This window comes from Microbacterium sp. NPDC055502 (genome assembly GCF_053643635.1).
Window position 1 is genome coordinate 871,241 of record NZ_JBSHKJ010000002.1, and the last position, 22,811, is coordinate 894,051.

The following is a 22,811-nucleotide window of genomic DNA, read 5'->3' on the forward strand; positions in this document are numbered from 1 at the left end:
AGGCCTAGTGGCCGTGTCCCGCCTCGTGGCCGTCCTTGCCGTGCTTCGCCGCCCAGGCCTCCGCCTTCGCCGAGTGACGGTTCGCCACGTTCTTGTACGACAGCGTGACGAACCCGAGAGCGGCGAACACGATCGCGGCGATGACTCCGAAGATCAGGGTGTCGAGCGCGACGTTGCCGTGGTGCTCGGTCTCTGCGGCGGCCATCGCGATCTGTGCGACGAGGTTCATCCTTGCTCCGTTTCGTGGCGTGCTGTCTCGGGTGTCGGGGATGCAGCGTCCCCCAGTCTAGCCCTCAGCCGCGCGTCTGACCCGCCCCACGCGCGAGCCACTTCGTGCTGGTCAGCTCGGACAGTCCCATCGGCCCGCGGGCGTGCAGCTTCTGCGTCGAGATGCCGACCTCGGCGCCGAATCCGAACTCCCCGCCGTCGGTGAAGCGCGTCGACGCGTTCACCATGACCACCGCGGAGTCCACCTCGGCCAGGAACCGCTCGGCGTTGCGGGTGTCGGTCGTGATGATCGACTCGGTGTGACCCGTGCTGTAGCGGCGGATGTGGTCGAGCGCATCGTCGAGCGAGTCGACCACCTTCATCGCGATGTCCAGGCTCAGGTACTCGGTCGCCCAGTCCTCCTCGGTCGCCGGGATCACGGTGGCGACCAGCCCCGCGACGATGTCGTCGCCGTGGATCGCCACACCCTCGCTCATGAGCGCGCTCGCGACGAGGGGGATCAGCCGCGGCGCGGCCTGCCGGTGCACGAGCACGGTCTCCACCGCGTTGCACACGCTCGGACGCTGCACCTTGGCGTTCACCACGATGTCGCGCGCCCAGTCGTCTGGCGCGCTCTCGTCGAGCACGATGTGCACGTTGCCGGCGCCGGTCTCGATCACCGGCACGGTCGACTCCGTCACGACCGTCTCGATCAGGCCGGCACTGCCGCGGGGAACGAGCACGTCGATCAGACCGCGACCGTGCATGAGGGCCTTCGCGCCCTCGCGACCGAAGTCGTCGACCGTCTGGATCGCCTCCGGGGTGACCCCGGCCCCCTCCAGAGCGCCACGCATGACCTCCACCAGCACGGTGTTCGAGTCGCGCGCGGCACTGCCCCCGCGCAGCACCACGGCGTTGCCGGACCGCAGGGCGAGGGCGGCGATGTCGACCGTCACGTTCGGCCGGGCCTCGTAGATCGCACCGACCACGCCGAACGGCACTCGCACCTGCTCCAGCGCGACACCGTTGGGCATGCGGTGACCGCCGACCACGCGACCGACCGGGTCGGGCAGCGCCGCCACCTCGCGCACCGCCGCGGCCAGCGCGGAGACCCGGCGCTCGTCGAGCCGCAGGCGATCGATCAGCGAGTCGCCGATGCCGTCCTCGCGGCCGCGGGCGATGTCGCGCCCATTCGCCTCGATGATCCGCGGCGCGTTCTCCTCCAGAGCCAGGGCGATCGCCTCGAGAGCGCGCGCCTTGTCGTCGCTGGTGAGGCCGGCCGTGGCGCGGGAGGCCTCCTTCGCGCGCTCCAGGCGCGCCTGGGGGGTCGGGTCGGTCATCCGCCCAGTCTAGGAGGTCGCCGGTTCGAACCAGGTCCCGATGTCGTCGCCCGTGAGGGCCCGGTCGACCAGGTCGGCGCTGGTCACCAGCACGCCGATCCCCGAGGCTGCAGCGAGACGTGCCGCCGAGACCTTGGTGGCGGCTCCCCCGGTACCGACGCTGTTCACGACCGTCGATCCGAACTCCAGTCCGGACAGGTCGGCGTCGGGGGCCACGACGTCGATCGGCTCGGCACCCGGGTCGGTCGGCGGCTTGGTGTAGAGCGACTCGATGTCGCTCAGCAGGATCAGCGCGTCGGCCTCGATCAGCTGTGCCACGAGCGCGCCGAGGCGGTCGTTGTCGCCGAAGCGGATCTCCTGCGTCGCCACGGTGTCGTTCTCGTTCACGATCGGCAGGGTGCGCAGACCCAGCAGCCGCTCCATGGCCCGACGGGCATTCGACCGCGACGTCGGGTTCTCCAGGTCACCCGTGGTGAGCAGCACCTGCCCGGCGACGATGTCGAACGGGCGCAGGGCCTTCTGGTAGCGGTACACGAGGATGTTCTGGCCCACCGCCGCGGCGGCCTGCTGCGTCGCCAGATCGGTCGGGCGGGCGTCGAGCCGGAGGAACGGGATGCCAGAGGCGATCGCGCCGGACGACACCAGGACCACCTCGGCTCCCCTGGCGTGCGCGGCGGCCAGGGCCTCCACGATCACCGGGATGCGCCAGGACGACTCGCCGCTGATGGACGACGAACCGACCTTCACGACGATGCGCGACGCCGACGCGAGGTCGGCGCGCGTGCGTGCGGTCACTCGTCGCCCTCGCGGGCGGTGGCGAGGCGCTCGGCCTCCAGCTCCGCGCGCGCCTGCGCCTTGGCGTCCATCCGCTCGTAGTACTGCTCGCGGCGCTCGGACGTGGTGCGGCGGGAGTTCGGCGCCAGGCGCGGGTCGGTGCCACGCGGCGCGGTAATGAGCTCCGCGGCCGAGCTCATGGTGGGCTCCCAGTCGAACACGATGCTGTCGCCCTCGCCGATCACGACCGTCGAGCCCTGCACGGCACCGAGGCGGAACAGCTCGTCTTCGACACCCAGCTTCTCGAGGCGGTCGGCCAGGTAGCCCACGGCCTCCTCGTTCTGGAAGTCGGTCTGCTGCACCCAGCGCACCGGCTTCTCGCCGAGGATGCGGTACACGTTGCCGTAGGTGCCGCCCTCGACGCGGATCGAGAAGTCCTTCTTCGAGCCCCGCGGCCGGATGACCACGCGCTCACGCGGCTTCTCCGCCGCGATGTTCTCGGCGCGGTGCTTCTCCACCAGCTCGCCCAACGCGAACGTGAGCGGGCGAAGACCCTCGTGCGACACCGTCGAGATCTCGAACACGCGGAAGCCGCGCGCCTCCAGATCGGGGCGAACGAGCTCGGCGAGGTCGCGCGCCTCCGGCACGTCCACCTTGTTGAGCGCGACGAGCTGCGGGCGCTCCAGCAGCGGCGTCTGGCCTTCCGGCGCCTCGTAGGCGGCCAGCTCGGCGAGGATGACGTCGAGGTCGGAGATCGGGTCGCGGCCCGGCTCGAGCGTGGCGCAGTCGAGCACGTGCAGCAGGGCCGAGCAGCGCTCGACGTGACGCAGGAACTCCAGGCCGAGGCCCTTGCCCTCGCTCGCGCCCTCGATCAGTCCCGGCACGTCGGCGACCGTGAACCGGAAGTCCTCCACCTGCACGACGCCCAGGTTCGGGTGGAGCGTGGTGAAGGGGTAGTCCGCGATCTTCGGGCGTGCGGCCGAGATGGCGCCGATCAGGCTCGACTTGCCGGCGGACGGGTAGCCCACCAGCGCGACGTCGGCGACGGTCTTCAGCTCGAGCACGACGTCGCCCTCATAGCCGGGCGTGCCGAGCAGGGCGAAACCGGGGGCCTTGCGCTTGGGTGTCGCGAGGGCGGCGTTGCCCAGGCCGCCCTGGCCGCCGGCGGCCACGACGAAGCGCTCCCCCGGCTCGATCAGGTCGATGAGCACCTCGCCGGACGGCGACTTGACCACCGTGCCGACCGGGACCGGAAGCTCCAGGGACTCGCCGTCGAAGCCCGACCGGTGGTCGCCCATGCCCGGCCCGCCGTTGCCCGAGGAGCGGTGCGGCGAGTGGTGGTACGACAGCAGCGTGCCCGTCTGCGGATCGGCGACCAGGACGATGTCGCCACCGTCGCCGCCGTTGCCGCCGTCGGGGCCGCCGAGGGGCTTGAACTTCTCCCGGTGCACCGAGACGCAGCCGTTGCCGCCCTTACCCGCACGGAGGTGCAGCGTGACGGTGTCGACGAACGTGACCATGTGTGCGTGTCCTTCGGGTAGCGGGGGAAGACGGACGGCAGATACGCGGACGGGGCGAGCCGAAGCCCGCCCCGAACCGGATGTCTAGCGTGGTGCTGTGATCACTCAGCAGCAGCGACGATGTTGACGACCTTGCGGCCGCCCTTCGCGCCGAACTCGACCGCACCGGCGGCCAGAGCGAACAGCGTGTCGTCGCCACCACGGCCGACGTTCACGCCGGGGTGGAAGTGCGTGCCGCGCTGGCGGACGATGATCTCGCCGGCGAGGACCTGCTGACCGCCGAAGCGCTTCACACCGAGTCGCTGAGCGTTGGAGTCACGACCGTTGCGGGTGGAGCTTGCGCCCTTTTTGTGTGCCATGTCCTGTGTCTCCTCGGTCTTACTTGATGCCGGTGATCTTGACGCGCGTGAGCTCCTGGCGGTGGCCCTGACGCTTCTTGTAGCCGGTCTTGTTCTTGTACTTCTGGATGACGATCTTCGGGCCGCGGAGGTTGCCCACGACCTCGGCCGTGACCTTGACCTTCGCCAGCGCGTCGGCGTCGGTGGTCACCGTGGCGCCGTCGACGAGCAGCACAGCGGGCAGCTCGATCTTCTCGCCCTGGGCCGCCTGAACACGGTCGAGCTGAACGATGGTGCCGACCTCGACCTTCTCCTGCCGGCCACCGGCGCGCACTACTGCGTAAACCACTTCATACCTGTTTCGTTGGGGAGCACGCGGCTCCGAGAATCTCACGGGAAGACTGTTGCTTGCATGCGTCGCTGGTACGACGGGCGCGAATGCAAGACTCTCCGCATCGGCCGTCGAGGACGACGCGGCATGCGCACCAAGGGACTACTTTACCGGATGCCGGAGCCCCTCGCAAAGTGAGACCGGTCGCGCCTCCGGTCGTAGGCTGGCGAGGTGACCGTACTCGTCGACGACCCCCTCTGGCCGGCCCACGGACGCCTGTGGGCGCACCTGGTCAGCGACACCGACCTCGACGAGCTGCACGACTTCGCCCGCGCGCACGGCATCCCGGCGCGCGCGTTCGACCTGGACCACTACGACGTCCCGGAGGACGCGGTGGCGCGGCTGATCGCCGGCGGCGCCCAGCACGTTCCGGGAAAGGAACTGGTGCGCCGCCTGATCGCGTCAGGCCTCCGGGTCCGCGGCCGCGACCGGCTGCGCTGAGCTCTCCGCCGCCACCGACACCGGCGTGCCGGAGAGCGCGGCCGTGGTCACCCGGCGGCGACCACGCCCCTGCCCCGGTGCCTTCGGCTCGGGAAGCGCATCCAGCACCGAGTCGAGGAGCTCCTCAGCCGGTGACTTCGGGCCCTTGCGGTCGGCCCCGCGCTTCTTGCGGGCCTTCTTCGGACGCTCGGCGGCGGGCGCGGCGGCCTGCTCGGCCGGTGCGCTCTCGGCGGGGGCGTCACCCGAGGGGGCGATGGTCGACGCGGCGATCTGGGCGAGCGCCGACTTCGCGCCCTCCGTGATGCTGTGCGTCACCGCGGCCACGACCGGAGCGGTGTTGCCGTTGCCGTTGCCGTTGCCATTGCCGTTCCCGTTGCCGCGCTGGCGGCGACCGCCGTTTCCTCCGCCTCCGCCGTTGCCGCCGTTGGCGCGGTGCTTGACCACCGGGTCGTGGTGCACGATGACGCCGCGACCCGCGCAGACCTCGCACGCCTCGCTGAAGGTCTCCAGCAGCCCGAGGCCCAGCTTCTTGCGGGTCATCTGCACGAGGCCCAGCGACGTGACCTCGGCCACCTGGTGCTTCGTGCGGTCGCGGCTCAGGCACTCGATCAGACGCCGCAGCACGAGGTCACGGTTGGACTCCAGCACCATGTCGATGAAGTCGACCACGATGATGCCGCCGATGTCGCGCAGCCGCAGCTGACGGACGATCTCCTCCGCCGCCTCGAGGTTGTTCTTGGTGACGGTCTCCTCGAGGTTGCCGCCCGAACCGACGAACTTGCCGGTGTTGACGTCGACGACCGTCATCGCCTCGGTGCGGTCGATCACGAGCGAGCCACCGGACGGCAGCCACACCTTGCGGTCGAGCGCCTTCTCGATCTGCTCGGTGATCCGGAACGCGTCGAAGGGGTCGACCTCGTCCTCGTAGGACTCGACGCGCTCGAGCAGGTCGGGCGCGACGCTCTCCAGGTAGGCGCGGATCGTGCGCTGCGCGTCCTCGCCCTGGATGAGCATCTTCGTGAAGTCCTCGTTGAAGACGTCGCGGACGATCTTGACCAGCAGATCCGGCTCGGCGTGCAGCAGCGCGGGTGCCTGCTGGCTCTCCACCTGCTTCTGGATGTGCTCCCACTGCGACGTGAGCCGCTGGACGTCGCGCGTCAGCTGTTCCTCGGTCGCACCCTCCGCGGCCGTGCGGACGATCACGCCGGAGGACTCGGGCAGCACCTCCTTGAGGATGCGCTTGAGTCGCGCCCGCTCGTTGTCGGGCAGCTTGCGGCTGATGCCGTTCATCGACCCGCCGGGCACGTACACCAGGTAGCGGCCGGGCAGCGAGATCTGGCTCGTGAGGCGGGCGCCCTTGTGGCCGACCGGGTCCTTCGTGACCTGGACGAGCACGCGGTCGCCGGGCTTGAGGGCCAGCTCGATGCGGCGCGGCTGGTTGCCGGTCTCGACGCCGTCCCAGTCCACCTCGCCGGAGTACAGCACGGCGTTGCGACCACGGCCGATGTCGACGAACGCGGCCTCCATGCTGGGGAGCACGTTCTGCACACGGCCGAGGTAGACGTTGCCGATGAGCGACGCATCCTGGTTGCGGGCGACGTAGTGCTCCACGAGCACGCCGTCCTCCAGCACGCCGATCTGCGTGCGACCGTTCTTGGAGCGCACGACCATCTTGCGGTCGACCGACTCGCGGCGCGCGAGGAACTCCGCCTCGGTGACGACCGGACGACGGCGACCCGCGTCGCGCCCGTCACGGCGGCGCTGCTTCTTGGCCTCCAAGCGCGTCGAGCCCTTGATGGCCTTCGGCTCGGTGATGTACTCCACGACGCGCTGGCGCTGACGCGGCTCGTCGCGCTGCTCGTCGCCGTCGGAACCTCCGCGGCGGCGGCGGCCACGGCGGCCGGAGGACGACTCCTCCTGGTCGCGCTCGGCAGGACGCTCGTCGCGACCGGGGCGTGCCGGCAGCGGGACGACCTCGGGCGCGTAGAAGTGCAGCTGGGTCGACACCTGCGACACGAACACCTCGGGCAGCAGGCCCAGGGAGACGGCGGTCAGGGGCGCCGGGGCCTCGGGCTCCGTCTTCTCGGCGGCGGGAGCGGCCTCGGCGGGAGCGTCCTCGGACGGCGCCTCGGCGGCGGGAGCCTCGTCGGACGACACCTCGGCGGCGGGCTCGCCCTCGGCGGGAGCATCGTCGGACGACGCCTCAGCGGCGGGAGCGTCCTCGGCGGGCACATCGGCGGCGGGCGCGGCCTCGGCGGGAGCGTCTCCGGCAGCCTCCTGGCTCGCCGGCGCGTCAGCAGCGGCGCCCGCGTCGACAGGAGCCTCGGCCGCGCTCTCCTCGTCGGCCGGAACGCCGGACGCCGAGGCGGCGTCGGCCCGGTCGGAGACCGCGTCGGCGGCGTCCTGAGCGGCGGCGGCGTCTTCCACCGCGGCAGCGGCGGCATCGTCGGCGGCGGCGGCCGCGTCTTCCGCGGCGGCGTTGTCGGCGGCGAGCTCGTCTGCGGCGACGTCGGCGGCGATGTCCGCCGTGTCGTCCTCGGCGAGCGGCGCGACGAGCGAGTCGTCGGTCGCGGGAGCCGTGGGCTCCGTCACCGGATCCGCGGCACCAGCCGGGAGATCGAGAGCGGAGGGGTTGTGGTCATTGTTCTCATCGGCCATCTCTGGCGTACTCCCTGCACGGGCACCGGGTGCTCCGTGAAATCTCATGCGGTACCCGCGGGTTCCGCGAACTCAATCGGCGTGCGACCGGCTCTGGGCTCTGGTCGCGTGGGGCATGGGCCCCGAAGTCTGCGTCGATGCGTGTCGCGGCGGCGCCGTTCATCGCATCACAGGTCATTATCGCACCACATGGCCCCGTTCGCGGCATCGGTGATGATGGCGCGTTTTCCCCGGGGCCGTTCTCGCCCCATCCATAGCACTCGCTGAGATAATCCTGAACATGAGCGAGCAGCGCACCCGCCCCGTCGTCTACGCCGTCTGGTTGATCGTCGCGGCCGTCATCGGGTGGTTCGCCGCCTTCCAGCTCACGATGGACAAGTTCATCCAGCTCGCGAACCCCGACGCCGACCTCAGCTGCAACGTGAGCGTCATGATCCAGTGCGGGAAGAACCTCGGCTCGTGGCAGGGCGAGGTGTTCGGCTTCCCGAACCCGATCATCGGCATCGCCGGCTGGATGGCGCCGCTGTTCATGGGCGTCGCCCTGCTCGCCGGCGCCCGCTTCCCCCGCTGGTTCTGGCTCACGTTCGGCGCCGGAATCACCTTCGCCTTCGGGCTCGTCTGCTGGCTGATCTGGCAGAGCCTGTACGCCCCCAACCTCGGCGTGCTCTGCCCCTGGTGCATGCTCACCTGGTCTGTCACGATCCCCACGTTCTTCGCGACCATGCTCCACCTCACCCGCAACGGGAGCCTCACGAGCAACGAGAAGACCCAGGCCCGCGCGAACCGCCTCATGGCGTGGGTGCCGCTCGCGACCGTCCTGGCCTACGCCGTGGTGATCCTGCTCGCGCAGCTGCGCGGGCTCGACCTGCTGGGCGAGGTCATCGGCATGGTCTTCTGAACCGGCCGCACGCACGACGAAGCCCGTCCGCCTTCTCGGCGGACGGGCTTCGTCGTGTGGTCGTCAGTCGAACCAGATGCCCAGCTCCCGGGCGGCCGACTCCGGGCTGTCCGAACCGTGCACCAGATTCTGCTGCACCTTCAGGCCCCAGTCGCGCCCGAAGTCGCCGCGGATCGTGCCGGGCGCGGCGGTCGTCGGGTCGGTGGTGCCGGCGAGCGAGCGGAACCCCTCGATGACCCTGTTGCCCGCGAGCCGGATCGCGACGGAGGGGCCCGACATCATGAACTCCAGCAGCGGCTCGTAGAACGGCTTGCCCTCGTGCTCGGCGTAGTGCTGCGCGAGCAGGTCGCGGTCGGGCTCGACCAGGCGGATGTCGACGAGCGCGTAGCCCTTCGCCTCGATGCGGGCGAGGATCGCGCCGGTGAGGCCGCGGGCGACGCCGTCGGGCTTGACGAGGACGAGGGTTTCTTCGGTGGCCATGTCATTCACTCTCTGTCTGAGTCTCGGTCGAGGGCTGAGCGGGACGTCGTGCGTCCAGCCGAGCCCCCATGATGGTCGCATACGCCCACATGCCGCCGAAAATCAGCACGACGAGCAGCACCGCCGGCACGGCGATCGCCGCCAGGGCCACGATGACCTGCACGATCCAGCCGGCGGCGATCGCCCCCGGCCTCGTGATGAGCCCCGCGATCACAATGCACGCGAGGGCCAGCACGGCACCGCCGACGATGCCCCACCACTGCTCGATGCCCGCCGGCAGCGCCTTGAGGCCGAACAGCGTCAGACCCACGAGGAACACCACGATCGCCTCGAAGCCGAGCACGATCGGGGCGAGCTTCTGCACCAGCGTGCGCGGCGGACGGGGCCGGCGCGCGGGGCGGGAGGACGCGGCGCCGGCACTCATGCGCGCCACCCCGCCTTCCAGTCCTCGTCCTCCGAGAGCGCGATGGCCTCCCCCGCGAGCACGACCGATCCGGCGATGATCACGGCGCGGCGGTCGGAGGCGGCCGCCCACTCGCGCGCCGCGTCGGCGGCGTCGGCCAGAGACGGGTGGACGGTCGCCCGGCGGCCGGTCTGCTCGACGAGGTCGGCGATCATGTCGGCATCGCTCGCGCGATCCGACTCCGGCGCGGTCGCGAACACGTGCGCCGCGGCCGGCGCGAGGGTCGCCACGATGCCCGCCGCGTCCTTGTCGGCCAGGATGCCCAGCACCAGACCCCACTCGTCGAAGTCGAAGCTGTCGTCGAGGGCCTGGGCGAGCGCGGCGGCGCCGTGCGGGTTGTGCGCGCCGTCGACGATCACCGTCGGCGCGATGCCGAGCAGCTGCAGCCGCCCCGGCGAGGTGCTCCCCTGCAGGCCGTCCGAGATGATGCCGCCCGCGATGGCCTGCGAGGCACCGCCGATCAACGACTCCACCGCCGCGACCGCGAGGGCGGCGTTGTGTCCCTGGTGCGCACCGTACAGCGGCAGGTACTCCTCGGCGTACTGCCCGGCCAGGCCGCGGATCGTCAGCAGCTGCCCGCCGACCGCGAGCTTCTGCTCTGCGAGACCGAAGTCCTCGCCCTCGAAGGCGATGGTCGCGTGTCGTTCGGCGGCCACGCGACGCAGCACCTCGGCGGCCTCCGCGGGCTGCTGCGCGGAGACGACCGCTGCGCCCTCCTTGATGATGCCGGCCTTGACCTCCGCGATCTTCGCGATCGTGTCGCCCAGGCGGTCGGCGTGGTCGATGTCGATCGGCGCGAACACCGCCACGTCGCCGTCCGCCGTGTTCGTGGAATCCCACTCGCCGCCCATGCCCACCTCGAGCACCAGCACGTCGACCGGGGCGTCGGCGACCGCGACGAAGGCCAGCACCGTCAGCAGCTCGAAGAACGTGAGGGGTTCCTCGCCCTCGGCCTCCAGCTCGGCGTCGACGATCGCGACGAACGGCTTGATCTCGTCCCAGGCGTCGGCCACGGCCTCATCGGCGATCGGCTCGCCGTCGATCATGATGCGCTCCGTGAAGCGCTCCAGGTGCGGGCTCGTGAACAGGCCCGTGCGCAGGTCGTGCGCGCGCAGCAGGCTCTCGATCATCCGTGCGGTCGAGGTCTTGCCGTTCGTTCCGGTGATGTGGATCACGCGGTACGTGCGCTGCGGGTCGTCCAGGTACTGGAGCACGCGGGCCGTGCGCTCCTTGCGCGGCTGCACCCACCGCTCCCCCGCACGGCTCAGCAGCGTCTCGTAGACGGCGTCCGCCCTGTCCCTCGCGCTCATGCGCCCACCCTCTCCAGGTTCGTGTCGATCGTGACGATCAGGGGCGCCTTGCCCGCCCCGAGGGCCTTCGCCCCACTGCGGTGCACGCCGTCGCCGGGGCTCGTGACCTCGTCGACGAGACGGTCGAGCTCGTCCGTGGACTGCACCGCGAACGCGACGGCGAGGGTCTCCGCGGCGATCAGCTCGGCGTGCGCCTCCAGCGCCGGAGCCTCCGCGGGCGCCGCATTCAGCGCCAGCACGATGCGGTCGCTCACGTCGAGCCCCGCGTTCTTGCGCGCCTCCTGCACCACGCGGATCGCGTCGCGCGCGAGCCCCTCGGCCTCCAGCTCCGGCGTGGTGCGGGTGTCGAGCAGCACGAAGCCGCCCGACGGCACGATCGCCAGGGCCTCGCCCTCGGGCCGGCCCGTCGTCTCCAGCACGAGCTCGTACTCCGCCGGCTCCAGCGCGATGCCGCCGGCGGTGACGACGCCGTCGCTCTCCGACCAGTCGCCCGAGCGCGCTGCCTGGATCGCCTTCTGCACGTCCTTGCCCAGTCGCGGACCGGCCGCCCGCGCGTTCACGCTCAGCCGGTGGCTGATGCCGTACTCCGCCGCGGCGTCCTCCGTGAGGGACACGAGCTCGACGGACTTCACGTTCAGCTCCTCGCGGAGGATGTCCTCGAACTGCCCGAGGTCGCCCGCCAGCGGCGACACGACGGTGAGGCGCGCGAGCGGCAGCCGCACGCGCAGCTTCTCCTTCTTGCGCAGCGCGTTGCCCACGCTCGACAGCTCGCGCACGGCGTCCATCGCGTCGCGGATCTCGTCGGCCGCCGGGAACTGCCCGGCGTCCGGCCAGTCCTGCAGGTGCACGCTGCGGCCGCCGGTGAGGCCCTGCCACACGCGCTCGCTGACCAGCGGCACGAGCGGGGCGGCCACGCGGCACAGCGTCTCCAGCACGGTGTAGAGCGTGTCGAACGCCTCGCGGCTCTGCGGGTCGTCGGTGACGCCCACCCAGAACCGGTCGCGCGACCGGCGGATGTACCAGTTGGTCAGGACCTCGGCGAAGTCGCGCAGCCGGGCCGACGCGGTGGTCGAGTCGAGGCCCTCCAGGTCGGCCCGCACCTCGCGCACCAGATCGCCCAGGCGCGCCAGGATGTAGCGGTCGAGCACGTCGGTGGAGGAGGTGGACCACGACGCCTCGTACCCGCCGTCGCCCGAGGCGTTGGCGTAGGTGGCGAAGAAGTACCACGAGTTCCACAGCGGCAGCAGGAACTCCCGCACGCCGGAGCGGATGCCCTCCTCGGTGACGATCAGGTTGCCGCCGCGCAGCACGGCGCTCGACATGAGGAACCAGCGCATGGCGTCGGAGCCGTCGCGGTCGAGCACCTCGGACACGTCGGGGTAGTTGCGCAGCGACTTCGACATCTTGTAGCCGTCGCTGCCGAGCACGATGCCGTGGCAGCTGACGCCCGTGAACGCCGGGCGGTCGAACAGCGCGGTCGACAGCACGTGCATGACGTAGAACCAGCCACGGGTCTGGCCGATGTACTCCACGATGAAGTCCGCCGGGGAGTGCGAGTCGAACCACTCCTGGTTCTCGAACGGGTAGTGCACCTGCGCGTACGGCATCGAGCCGGAGTCGAACCACACGTCGAACACGTCCTCGATGCGGCGCATCGTGCTCTTGCCCGTCGGGTCGTCGGGGTTCGGGCGCGTCAGGTGGTCGATGTACGGCCGGTGCAGGTCGACCTCGCCCTCCGGGTTGCGCGGCAGCGTGCCGAAGTCGCGCTCCAGCTCCTCCAGCGACCCGTACGCGTCGACGCGCGGGTACTCGGGGTCGTCGCTCTTCCAGATCGGGATCGGCGAGCCCCAGTAGCGGTTGCGGCTGATGGACCAGTCGCGCGCGCCCTCGAGCCACTTGCCGAACTGTCCGTGCTTGACGTTCTCCGGCACCCAGGTGATCTGCTCGTTGTTCGCGAGCATGTCGTCCTTGATGTCGGTGACGCGGACGAACCAGCTCGACACGGCCTTGTAGATCAGTGGGTTCCGGCACCGCCAGCAGTGCGGGTACGAGTGCTCGTAGCTCTGCAGACGCACCAGACGCCCGTTGTCGCGGATGATCCGCACGAGCGGGCTGTTGGCGTCCATCCACAGCTCGCCCGCGACATCGGTCACGTTCGGCAGGAAGCGGCCGCCGTCGTCGAGCGACAGGATCGTCGGGATGCCCGCGGCCCCCGCCACGCGCTGGTCGTCCTCACCGTAGGCGGGCGCCTGGTGGACGATGCCGGTGCCGTCGGTCGTGGTGACGTAGTCGTCGACGAGGATGCGCCAGGCGTGCTGGGTGCCGTAGGTCTCCTCGTCGGCGTAGTAGTCGAACAGCCGGTCGTACGTGATGTCGGCCAGCTCCGCGCCGCGCAGCGTCGCGTCGACCGCGGCCGCCGCCTCCTCCGCGCTCTCGTAGCCGAGGTCCTTGGCATAGCCGCCCAGCAGGTCCTTCGCGAGCAGGTAGCGGTGCGCCGACGACTCGACGGCGACCAGGTCGGCCGAGGGCGCGCCGCGCCCCTGGTGCACGTCGGCCGCGCCCGCAGGCCCCGCGGGGAGCACGACGTACTCGATGTCGGGCCCCACGGCGAGCGCGAGGTTGGTCGGCAGCGTCCACGGGGTGGTCGTCCAGGCGAGCGCGCGCACGCCGGTGAGCCCGAGCGCCTCGGCCTTGGCGCCGGTGAGCGGGAAGGTCACGGTCACCGACGGGTCCTGGCGCATCTGGTACACGTCGTCGTCCATGCGCAGCTCGTGCGCGGAGAGCGGGGTCTCGTCGCGCCAGCAATACGGCAGCACGCGATAGCCCTCGTAGGCGAGTCCCTTGTCGTACAGGGTCTTGAAGGCCCACAGCACGCTCTCCATGTAGCCGAGGTCGAGCGTCTTGTAGCCGCGCTCGAAGTCGACCCAGCGCGCCTGGCGGGTGACGTAGTCCTGCCACTCGTGCGTGTACTTCAGGACGGACGAACGCGCCTTCTCGTTGAAGACGTCGATGCCCATCTCCTCGATCTCGCGCTTCTCCGTGATGCCGAGCTGCTTCATCGCCTCGAGCTCGGCGGGAAGACCGTGCGTGTCCCATCCGAAGACGCGGTCGACCTTCTTGCCGATCATGGTCTGGAAGCGCGGGAACACGTCCTTCGCGTAGCCGGTCAGGAGGTGGCCGTAGTGGGGCAGCCCGTTGGCGAAGGGAGGGCCGTCGTAGAACACCCACTCGGGGGCGCCCTCGCGCTGCGCGATGGAGGTGCGGAAGGTGTCGTCGGTCTTCCAGAAGTCGAGCACCTCCTCCTCGATCTGCGGGAAGCGGGGGCTCGGCGCCACAGTGGCGGCCTGGTCGGCGGCGGGTCCGAAGGAGGAGCGCGGGTAGGTCATCGTGTCTCGCAGTGGTCGTCGTGGCGGATGCTGCTGCGAGGACGACCCTCGCGGACCGCGGTACCACCTCGCGTGCCGCGCCATGCGACGCGACCACTCTCACTGCGGCTGTGACGGGCCTGCCCCGCTCGGTTCTACTGAGCCACGGCGCGGGGCCGGGACCGTTCTTCCGAGAGCTCCCCGGTGATGGCCGGATCGATGCTCGTGCTCCCAGTGTACGCGGATGCGGCACCCCGGGACCACGGCATCGGGTCAGGGGCGCGCGGTACCGGCCGCGGCCAGGAGCTCGCGCGTGAACGGGTGTCGCGGCGCGGCGAACACCTCGGCCGTCGTGCCCTGCTCGACGATGCGCCCGTCCTGCATGACCAGCACCTCGTCGGCGACCGCGCCCACCACGTCGAGGTCGTGCGAGACCAGGACCATCGTCAGCCGTCGCTCCCGCTGCAGCCGCGCCAGCAGTCGCAGCACGCGCTCGCGCACCGAGGGGTCGAGCGCGGACACCGGCTCGTCGAGCACCAGCACCTCGGGGTCGGCGGCGAGCGCCCGGGCGATGGCCGCGCGCTGGCGCTGTCCGCCGGAGAGGGCGAGCGGGCGCCGGGCGGCCAGCTCCGGGGCGAGGCCGACCTCGGCGAGCAGCCCCGCGACCCGTGCACGGCGCTCGGACCGGGGCACCCCGCCGGCCTCCAGGGCCTCGCGCAGCGACCGCCCGATCGTCCACCTCGGGTCGAACGCGCCGAGCGGGTTCTGGTGCACGAGCTGCACCCGCGGCGATCCCTGCCAGGCGAGCGACCCGGTGTCCGCCTTCTCGACGCCGACCAGGAGCCGCGCGAGCGTGGTCTTGCCCGACCCGGACTCTCCCACGATCCCGAGCGTGCGCCCCTCCGGCACCGTGAACGACGCGTCGGCCACGGCGGCCGTGGCGCCGAACGACTTCGCCACGCCCTCGGCCACGAGGATCGGGGCCGCCTCGCCGGCGGGAGCGTCGCGCGGCTCGTGCAGGGTCGCGGCGATGAGCTCCCGGGTGTACTCGTGCTGCGGACGCTCCAGCACCTCCGCGACCGGACCCGACTCCACCACGACGCCGTCCTTCATCACCAGCACCCGGTCGGCCAGCCGGCGCACGGCCGCGACGTCGTGGCTGATGAACAGCACCGCTGTCCCGCTGTCGGCGATCTCCCGCAGCAGGTCGAGGATGCGCGCCTGCACCGTCGCGTCCAGCGCCGTCGTCGGCTCGTCCGCGACCAGCACCGCCGGGGACGCCGCGAGCGCCGAGGCGATCAGGGCGCGCTGGCGGAGTCCCCCGGAGAGCTCGTGCGGGTACTGGCGGGCGCGGCGCTCCGGCTCGGGCAGCCACACGCGCCGCAGCAGCTCCTGCACCCGCTGCGACACGGCGCCCCGGCCGCGCGCGAGGCGGTGCAGGCGCAGGGGCTCGGCGACCTCCGCCCCGATGCGGCGCAGGGGGTCGAGCGAGATCAGCGCGTCCTGCGCCACCAGGCCGATCCGCGCGCCGCGGAGCCGCCGCCAGGCGCGCTCGCCGAGGGCGGCGGCATCCGTCCCGTCGATCACGAGCCCCTCCGCGGTCACGGTCGCCGCACGCGGCGTGAGCCCGAGCAGAGCGCGGGCGGTGAGGGTCTTGCCCGCACCGGACTCCCCCACGATCGCGACGCACTCGCCGCGCTCGACCGACAGGGAGACGCCGTCCACGACCGCCGTGCCGTCGAACGCGATCCGCAGCCCCCGCAGCTCGAGCGCCCTCATGCCGTCCTCCCGTCCGCCCTGGCCCGCAGGATCCGTCCGACGACCGTCGCGCACACGACCGAGAGCGTGATCGCGATGCCGGGGAAGACCGAGATCCACCACGCCTGTCCGAGCACGTTCCGGCCTCCGGCGAGCATCAGCCCCCACTCCGGGGTCGGCTCGGACGGCCCGAGGCCGAGGAAGCTGAGCCCGGCGGCGGCGAGGATGCTGGATCCGATGCCGATCGTCGCGAGCACGCTGAGCGAGCCCAGCACCCCGGGGGCGACGTGCCGGGTGAAGGCCCGCAGCGGCGGCACCCCGAGGATGCGCGCGGCCTCCACGTGCTCGGCCACGCGCAGCGTCCTGGTCTGCACCCGGGCCAGGCGCACGTACACCGGCACCGCGGCCAGGGTCACCGCGATCGCGATGTTCACCGGTCCCGGGCCCAGCACCGCGACCACCACGAGCGCCACCAGGAACTCGGGGAACGCCATCAGCACGTCGTTGACCCGCATCACGGTGAGGTCCACGCCCCGCGGCGCCATCCCCGCCACCGCGCCGACGAGCAGCCCGACGACGACCGCGATCCCGGTCGCGAGGAGCCCGATGCCCAGCGACCGCCCGGCCCCGTGCACCACGCGCGCGTACACGTCGCGTCCGCTCTGGTCGGTGCCGAACAGGTGCTCGGGGCTGGGCGGCAGCAGGGCCGAACGCACGTCGGTCTGCAGCGGGTCCTGCGGGGCGAGGAGGTCGGGCCACACCGCCGCGACCGCGATCACCGCGAGCACCGCGACCGCCGACCACAGGGCCGCCCGCTGACCGCGGCTCATCGGGCGCCTCCGGCCGCTGCGGCCCGCACCCGGGGGTCGATCAGCGGATGCACGAGCTCGACCACGAGGTTCACCGCCACGAACACGACGGCGCTCAGCAGGATGATGCCGGTGATGACGGGGAGGTCGCGGTCGCTGATCGCCGCGAGGGTCACGCGCCCCAGCCCCGGCCGCGCGAACACCGTCTCCACCAGCACCGCGCCGCCCAGCACCGAGCCCGTGAGGTAGGCGGCCAGCGTGATGCCCGAGGCCGCGCCGTGACGGAGTCCGTGCCGCAGCGTGAACCACGACGGGCTCGCCCCCCGCGCGCGGACCGTCTCGGCGAACGGCATCCGCTCGGCCTGCACGAGCGCGTCGCGCAGCACCTGGCTCAGCAGGGCCGCCACCGGCAGTGCGAGCGTGACCGCGGGGAGCACGAGGGTCGCAGGGTTGCGGGCGCCCGACACCGGGAACCACCCCAGACCGAACGCGAAGACGCTCAGCAGCACGAGCCCGATCCAGAACACCGGCGAGGACAGCACGACCAGCTCGACCGCCGCGGCCACCGCGCGCGCCGTCCGTCCGCGCACCAGCACGGTCACGGCGAGCGCGAGCACCACGGCGATCGCCAGGGCCAGCGCGGACAGCTGCAGGGTCGCCCCGAGCTGACGGCCGATCACCTCGGTCACCGGCAGCCGCAGCTGATACGACTCGCCCAGGTCGCCCCGGGCGAGCTGCCCGATGAACGACGCGTACTGCTCCAGGACGGGCCGGTCGAGCCCGAGCTCGGCGCGGATGCCGTCCTTCACCTCATCGCTCACCTGCGCCTGCGGGCCGAGCATCACCGAGACCGGGTCGCCGGGGATGAGCCGGAAGGCGAGGAACGCGAGGGTGGCGGCGCCCCACAGCACCACCACCACGGTCGCGAGGAGGCCGGCGATCCGCGGCAGGGCAGCCTTCACCGTTGCGTCCTGCTTCCCTCGTCCCGGCGGCTGAGCGGACTCAGCCGAGGGTCACATCGTAGAACAGCGGCCGGCCGTACAGGTCGTACTGCAGGCCGTTCACGCGCTCGCCGACCGCCGTGATCGCGGACGGGCTGTAGAGCGGCACGATCGCGGTGTACGTGGCGTTCCACTCCTGCAGCTGCGCGTACAGGGCGTTGCGGGTGTCCTGGTCGCTCGAGGAGACCGCCTGCTCCAGCAGCGCGTCGATCTGGGGGTCGGTGACCTGCGAGGCGTTCTGGAAGCCCTCGCTGTGCAGGTGGTTGCGCAGGAAGTCGGCGTCCACGCCCGAGAAGCCCCAGTCCGTGAGGTCGAACGTCTTCGGCTCGTACTGCGCGTTGTAGGCGCCCGGCTCCAGCACCTCGCGCTGCACCTCGAAGCCGATCGCCTTGAGGTCGGACTGGATGGCGTTCGCGAGCGCGGCCTGGTCGTCGGGCACCGGGGTCCACGCGATCCAGCGCACCGAGAGGCGCGCGCCGTCCTTCATGCGGATGCCGTCGGCGTCGCGCTCGGTCCACCCGGCCTCGTCGAGGAGCGCGTTCGCGGCGTCCTGGTCGTACGGCCACGTGCCCTCCAGCGCCGCGTCGTACCCGGGCGTCGTCGAGCCGAGGATGCTCCACGCCCGCGGGAACTGGCCGAAGTAGATCTCCTCCACGGCGGCGTCGATGTCGATGCCCCGCGCGAACGCCTGGCGCACCTTCTCGTCGGCGAACACGCCGTACTTCTCGTTCAGGTACAGCGAGTAGGGCAGGCCGGGGTACTCGACCGAGTCGACCGTGACACCGTCGCCGAGCTCCTCGACCAGGTTCGGCGGGATGTCGCTGGCGAGGTCGGCCTCGCTGCTGCGCACGACGCCGCTGCGCACGGCGGCCTCGGGCTGGATCTCCACGCGCAGCGTCTGGAACGACGGCGCCTTCTCCCCGTGCGGCCCCCAGGCGTAGTCGTCGTTGCGCGTGTACACGAGCTCCTGATCGGGCGTGTAATCGGTGAGCTCGAAGGGACCGGTGCCCACGGTGACGCCCGGGCCCCCGGCCTTCAGCTTCGCCGCGGACTCCTTCAGCACCGCGGGCGAGTAGAAGCCCAGCTGCGGCGTGCTGGCGGCCTGCAGGAACGGGGCGTACGGCTGCGTGAACGTGACCTTCACGGTGTGCTCGTCGACGACCTCCGTGCCCTCGTAGAAGTCGGCGCCCATCATGCTGGCCGCCTGCGCGGACTTGGTCTTCGGGTCGACGATGCGGTCGAAGTTCGCCTTCACGGCCTCGGCGTCGAACGGCTCGCCGTCGGTGAAGGTCACGTCGTCGCGAAGCGTGAAGGTGTACTCGGTGCTGTCGTCCGACACCTCCCACTCCGTCGCCAGCCACGGGCTGAAGCTGCCGTCCTCCTCCTGGAACACGAGCGAGTCGAGCACGGCGCGCTGCACCATGCCGGAGACGTCGAGCTGGCTGACCTGCGGATCCATGTGCCCCGCGGAGAGGTTCGCGCCCTCGATCGACCAGACGAGCTCATCGCCCACCTCCCCGTCGGCATCGGTGGAGGGACCGGCGCACGCGGCGAGCACCAGGGCGGTGACGGCGGCGAGCGCGGCGGCGGGCAGGAGACGACGCACGGGGGTGGCGGGCATGACGGTCCTCAGAACGATCGGGTGGGATGGATCCATCCTAGAACCGATTTTTGGACGGGGTCGATGTGTGACCGCGGCCCTCGTGCGCCGGAGGTCAGAGCGCGGGGAGCACGAGGCGGTGGCGGTCGGCCGGGCCCGGCTGCTCCCCCTCGGCGCGCGACTCGCCCGTCGGCACGACCACGACCGACAGCCCCTGTATCCGCGGCTCGGGCAGCCCGATCATCCGCACCTCGACGCGCAGATCGGCCCGCACTCCCGCGATCCGCCAGCGCAGCTCGGCCTCGCTCCCGGCGGCGACCACACGCTCCGCGAACGGCGCCTGCTCCGGCACGAGTCCGCCGATCTCCTCGAGCTGGGCGCCCAGCCGCGCATTCCGCACATCCGCGGGCACGTCGGCCAGCACGTGATCCGCGAGGACGGGATACGCGGAGGCGGACCGGCCCTCACGGATCGCCGCATCGATGGCCTGCGCCGCCGCCACGGTCTCCCGCCACGGTCGCACCACGGCCGACGGCGCCCCCGTGCCCGCGAGGAGCTCGTCCAGTGCGACGCCGGCCACGCGCCGCGCCGCGAAGTCATCCGAGTTGCCGAAGGCGACCACGCCGAGCCCGGTCGCGGCGTGCCACCGCATGTGCGACGAGAACCCGGGCAGCCCGCCCGAATGCTGCACGATCCGCCCGAACCGTCGATCCTCCTCGACGACCAGCCCGTAGCCGTAGCCGGCGGCGGCGAGCTCGTGTCCGGGGAACGCCCCTGGCGGCCCGGGGATGGGCGTGCGCGGCTGCTGCAGCTCCCTGCGTGACGCGGGTGAGAGCACCTCCGGCGCCACGGGCTCATCCGTGAACGCCGAGCCGAGGAACCACATCCACGTCGCGATGTCGTCCACCGTGCTGACCATGCTGCCGATGCACCCGAGCGCCCCCGCCCCCACGAACGGCTCGGGGCGGAAGGTCTCCCCGCCGTCGAACGTGCGGAAACCGTGCGCCCGCTCGTCGTCGGGGAACGCGTCGGGGGTGTGCGCGGTGCGGTGCAGCCCGAGCGGCTCCAGGAGCACCTCGCGCACCACGTCCTCCACCGCTCTCCCGGTCACGGCCTCGACCGCCCGCCCGAGCAGCGACTGCCCGAGGTTGGAGTACTGATACACGGTGCCGGGGACCGCGGCGAGCGGCAGCCCCGACGCGAACAGCGCCGCGAGCTCCTCCCGGCCGGCGCCGAGGTGACGGTCGACCCAGGCGTTGTCCTCTCCCAGCCCCGAGCGGTTCGACAGCAGCTGCTCCCCCGTCACCGTGCACTCCCGGCCGTCGTGGAGCAGTCGCACGCCCGGTACCGACGTGGTGATCGGCGCGTGCAGGTCGAGCAGTCCGCGGTCGCGCAGCACCAGGACCGTCGCGGCGAGGAAGCTCTTCGACATCGAGGCGATGCGGAACACGGTGTCGCGTGTGGTCGGGCGCCCGTCGCCGCGCGGGTGTCCGTGCACCGCGACCGCCCGCACCGTGCCCCGGTCGCACACCGCCGCGACGGCCGCGGGGGCCCCGCGCCGCGCGTCGTCGTCCAGCCCGAGCCGGAGGACGCCCTCGTCCGTCGCCTCCGCCGGCCCGCGGGGCCCGGGGGACGTCATGCCGAGACCCCGGCGAGCACCTCGTCGGCGAAGGCCTCGATGAGCGCGCGGCTCGCGGCGGTGTTGTGGTCGTGCACGCGTTCGGCCTCCGCGATCAGGGCCGGCAGCGACCGTCCCTCGCCACGCAGCGCCGCGTCGTCCCAGCGCTCCAGGTCGGCGGCGGACGCCTCGGGGTGGAACTGCACGCCGCGCACGTGCGCACCCAGCCGGAAGGCCTGGTTCTCCACCGCCGCGCTGGAGGCCATCAGCACGGCCGCGGGCGGGAGAGCCGTGATCATGTCCTGATGGTTCTCGATCATGGGGGCCTCGTCACCGAGGGCGGCGAACACCGCGTCCTCGCGCCCCGCGTCCGTGGGCTGGATGGGCGTGGCCCCGCGTTCGACCGGCCCGGTCTTGGCCCGCACCTCGCCCCCCGCCACGTGCGCGAGCAGCTGACCGCCGAGGCAGATGCCGAGTGTCGGGAAGTCGCGGGCGATCGCCTCGGCGGCGAGCGCGCGCTCGGCCGCCAGCCACGGCGCGCGGTCGTCGTCGTCGGGCATGAGTCCCCCGCCGAGGAGCACGAGCCCCGCGTAGCCGTCGAGCGAGGTCGGCAGCGGCTCCTGCGCTCCCACGACCGGGTGGACGTCGAGGCCGCGCTCCGTGAGCCACGCACCCAGACGTCGCGGGCCCGAGCTGGCGGAGTTCACGACCACGAGCACACGGGCGTTCATTCCGCCCCCTCTCGCGCGGTGGTGTCGACCGCGGGCACCAGCGCCGCGGGGGCCGGAGACCCCGCGCGGCCGGCGAGGAACGCCTCGTGGTCGGGGTCGGAGGCGGCGAGCACGCGCAGCACGTTCTCGTGGGCGGCAGCGGCCAGGTCCTCCTCCGACCAGCCGCGTCGCCGGAGCTCGGCGAACAGAGCCGGGTAGCACGAGACGTCGCCGAGACCGTCGGGCATCGCGTCGGAACCGTCGTAGTCCGCGCCGATACCGACCGCGTGCGCACCCGCGACGCGCCGGACGTGGTCGAGGTGATCGGCCGCGTCGCTCACCCCGACCGCCGGGGCCTCGCCCGCACCGCCCGCCTCCCACCAGTCGCGTCTGGCCTGCGACAGGAACGTCGGCACGAACGGCACCATCACCACGCCGCCCTGCGCACCGATGGCCGCGAGCACGTCGTCCGGCACGTTGCGCGGGTGGTCGCACAGCGCGCGCGCTCCGGAGTGGCTCACGATCACGGGCCGCGTGGTGATCGCGAGCGCGTCGCGCATCGTGCTCGGCGCCACGTGGGACAGGTCGACCAGCACGCCGATGCGGTTCAGCTCGCGCACGACCTCCCGCCCGAACTCCGTCAGTCCGCCGTGGCGCTCCTCGTCGGTCGCGGAATCCGCCCAGGCGATCGTGCGCGACCACGTCAGAGTCAGGTAGCGCGCACCGAGCCGCGCGAACTGGCGCAGCACCGCGAGCGAGCCGCCGAGCTGGTCGCCGCCCTCGATGCCGATCAGCGAGGCGATGCGCCCCTCGGCCATCGCCTCCCTGACGTCCGCCGCGGTCCGGGCGAAGGCGAGCCGATCGGGGTGGGCGTCCGCCAGCCGGTGCACGAAGTCGATCTGCTCCAGCGTCGCCACCACCTGCTCCGCACCCTCCAGCACCGGGTCGACCCACACCGACCAGAACTGGGCCGCCACGCCCCCGGCGTCCAGCCGCGGAAGGTCGGTCTGAGTGGCCGCGACCGGCCCGGCCAGCTCGTCCACCCGGTACCCGAGCAGCGTCCTGCTCGCCCAGGCCAGGTCGTTGTGCCCGTCGAACACCCTGTCCAGAGTCCGTCCGTCGCCGGTCAT

20 protein-coding genes are annotated in these 22,811 nt (G+C 72.0%); 2 read left to right on the forward strand and 18 right to left on the reverse strand.

Going from position 1 to position 22,811, the window contains the following annotated elements:
- Positions 1-4: 4 nt before the first annotated feature.
- From ACWH95_RS15255 to rplU, 6 genes are all read right to left on the reverse strand, one after another.
- The gene (locus ACWH95_RS15255) at positions 5-229 is read right to left on the reverse strand and encodes a hypothetical protein (RefSeq protein ID WP_136030670.1); all 225 of its coding nucleotides are present in this window, start codon (positions 227-229) and stop codon (positions 5-7) included.
- A 64-nt stretch (positions 230-293) separates the two neighbouring features.
- Positions 294-1,547, reverse strand: coding sequence for a glutamate-5-semialdehyde dehydrogenase (locus ACWH95_RS15260; RefSeq protein ID WP_136035385.1), 1,254 nt, complete (start codon positions 1,545-1,547; stop codon positions 294-296).
- A 9-nt stretch (positions 1,548-1,556) separates the two neighbouring features.
- The gene (gene proB, locus ACWH95_RS15265) at positions 1,557-2,342 is read right to left on the reverse strand and encodes a glutamate 5-kinase (protein WP_454120926.1); all 786 of its coding nucleotides are present in this window, start codon (positions 2,340-2,342) and stop codon (positions 1,557-1,559) included.
- A complete protein-coding gene (gene obgE / locus ACWH95_RS15270) occupies positions 2,339-3,841 on the reverse strand; it encodes a GTPase ObgE (protein WP_454120927.1) in 1,503 nt (500 codons plus the stop codon). The genes proB and obgE overlap by 4 nt, the downstream gene beginning before the upstream one ends.
- 101 nt (positions 3,842-3,942) lie before the next feature.
- A complete protein-coding gene (gene rpmA / locus ACWH95_RS15275) occupies positions 3,943-4,200 on the reverse strand; it encodes a 50S ribosomal protein L27 (protein WP_017202370.1) in 258 nt (85 codons plus the stop codon).
- Between the two features lie 19 nt (positions 4,201-4,219).
- Positions 4,220-4,528, reverse strand: a complete 309-nt coding sequence (rplU, locus tag ACWH95_RS15280) for a 50S ribosomal protein L21 (protein ID WP_168387232.1) — start codon at positions 4,526-4,528, stop codon at positions 4,220-4,222.
- Between the two features lie 213 nt (positions 4,529-4,741).
- Between rplU and ACWH95_RS15285 the strand changes: the two genes are divergently transcribed.
- Positions 4,742-5,011: a DUF4031 domain-containing protein gene (locus ACWH95_RS15285; RefSeq protein ID WP_136030663.1), complete on the forward strand. Its 270-nt coding sequence runs from the start codon at positions 4,742-4,744 to the stop codon at positions 5,009-5,011.
- On the opposite strand, the gene ACWH95_RS15290 is transcribed toward ACWH95_RS15285, so the two are convergent.
- Positions 4,973-7,669: an Rne/Rng family ribonuclease gene (locus tag ACWH95_RS15290; RefSeq protein ID WP_454120928.1), complete on the reverse strand. Its 2,697-nt coding sequence runs from the start codon at positions 7,667-7,669 to the stop codon at positions 4,973-4,975. The two genes, ACWH95_RS15285 and ACWH95_RS15290, sit on opposite strands and share 39 nt — an antisense overlap.
- Before the next feature lie 280 nt (positions 7,670-7,949).
- Between ACWH95_RS15290 and ACWH95_RS15295 the strand changes: the two genes are divergently transcribed.
- On the forward strand, positions 7,950-8,567 hold the full coding sequence (locus ACWH95_RS15295; RefSeq protein ID WP_378822891.1) for a vitamin K epoxide reductase family protein: 618 nt from the start codon (positions 7,950-7,952) through the stop codon (positions 8,565-8,567).
- 63 nt (positions 8,568-8,630) lie between these two features.
- Here the strand turns inward: ACWH95_RS15295 and ndk are convergent, their stop codons facing one another.
- The 11 genes from ndk to ACWH95_RS15350 form a co-directional block, all read right to left on the reverse strand.
- Entirely contained in the window at positions 8,631-9,047 is a 417-nt protein-coding gene (gene ndk, locus ACWH95_RS15300) for a nucleoside-diphosphate kinase (RefSeq protein WP_136034032.1), read from the reverse strand.
- A 1-nt stretch (position 9,048) separates the two neighbouring features.
- A complete protein-coding gene (locus ACWH95_RS15305; protein WP_378803779.1) occupies positions 9,049-9,471 on the reverse strand; it encodes a DUF4233 domain-containing protein in 423 nt (140 codons plus the stop codon).
- A complete protein-coding gene (locus ACWH95_RS15310) occupies positions 9,468-10,820 on the reverse strand; it encodes a bifunctional folylpolyglutamate synthase/dihydrofolate synthase (protein WP_378803780.1) in 1,353 nt (450 codons plus the stop codon). Before ACWH95_RS15310 ends, ACWH95_RS15305 begins: the two co-directional genes overlap by 4 nt.
- Entirely contained in the window at positions 10,817-14,206 is a 3,390-nt protein-coding gene (gene ileS / locus ACWH95_RS15315; protein ID WP_136034039.1) for an isoleucine--tRNA ligase, read from the reverse strand. The genes ACWH95_RS15310 and ileS overlap by 4 nt, the downstream gene beginning before the upstream one ends.
- Positions 14,207-14,458: 252 nt before the next feature.
- A complete protein-coding gene (locus tag ACWH95_RS15320) occupies positions 14,459-15,964 on the reverse strand; it encodes a dipeptide ABC transporter ATP-binding protein (protein WP_378803781.1) in 1,506 nt (501 codons plus the stop codon).
- Complete coding sequence (locus tag ACWH95_RS15325) at positions 15,961-16,773, reverse strand: ABC transporter permease (protein ID WP_136030943.1); 813 nt, start codon at positions 16,771-16,773, stop codon at positions 15,961-15,963. The genes ACWH95_RS15320 and ACWH95_RS15325 overlap by 4 nt, the downstream gene beginning before the upstream one ends.
- Positions 16,770-17,714 carry an ABC transporter permease gene (locus ACWH95_RS15330; protein ID WP_136030942.1) on the reverse strand — a complete coding sequence of 315 codons (945 nt, stop codon included), beginning with the start codon at positions 17,712-17,714 and terminating at the stop codon, positions 16,770-16,772. The genes ACWH95_RS15325 and ACWH95_RS15330 overlap by 4 nt, the downstream gene beginning before the upstream one ends.
- A gap of 40 nt (positions 17,715-17,754) precedes the next feature.
- Complete coding sequence (locus ACWH95_RS15335) at positions 17,755-19,374, reverse strand: ABC transporter substrate-binding protein (protein WP_378803782.1); 1,620 nt, start codon at positions 19,372-19,374, stop codon at positions 17,755-17,757.
- A 94-nt stretch (positions 19,375-19,468) separates the two neighbouring features.
- Complete coding sequence (locus ACWH95_RS15340) at positions 19,469-20,992, reverse strand: serine hydrolase domain-containing protein (protein WP_454120929.1); 1,524 nt, start codon at positions 20,990-20,992, stop codon at positions 19,469-19,471.
- Entirely contained in the window at positions 20,989-21,702 is a 714-nt protein-coding gene (locus ACWH95_RS15345; RefSeq protein WP_247981819.1) for a type 1 glutamine amidotransferase, read from the reverse strand. Before ACWH95_RS15345 ends, ACWH95_RS15340 begins: the two co-directional genes overlap by 4 nt.
- Complete coding sequence (locus ACWH95_RS15350) at positions 21,699-22,811, reverse strand: dipeptidase (protein ID WP_454120930.1); 1,113 nt, start codon at positions 22,809-22,811, stop codon at positions 21,699-21,701. The genes ACWH95_RS15345 and ACWH95_RS15350 overlap by 4 nt, the downstream gene beginning before the upstream one ends.